1 protein-coding gene is annotated in these 207 nt (G+C 59.9%); it reads right to left on the bottom strand.

All coding sequences use genetic code 11. The features are described from left to right. On the bottom strand, positions 1 to 183 hold a 183-nt coding region (locus FE394_RS19380), incomplete at its 3' end, for a phosphopantetheine-binding protein (RefSeq protein ID WP_419836368.1). Positions 184 to 207: the final 24 nt, after the last annotated feature.

Below are 207 nucleotides of genomic sequence, written 5' to 3'. Positions count from 1 at the left end.
CGGCCGGGCAAAGAGCTGAGTTAGCGGCAGCTCCAGTGCCAGCTCCTGGCGTACGCGTGTCGTGCATTGCACCGCGAGCAGTGAGTGACCGCCAAGTTTAAAGAAATGGTCATAACGCCCGACACGCTCCAGCCCCAGCAGGTCTTGCCAGATCTGGGCCAGCGTGGTTTCCAGTTTGCCCACGGGTGCTTCATAAGCATGCATTGC

It is taken from the genome of Xenorhabdus littoralis (assembly GCF_033949345.1).
Classification (GTDB): Bacteria; Pseudomonadota; Gammaproteobacteria; order Enterobacterales; family Enterobacteriaceae; genus Xenorhabdus; species Xenorhabdus littoralis.
The sequence above is the reverse complement of the archived record's forward strand: the minus strand, read 5'-3'. Positions and strand labels throughout refer to the sequence as shown.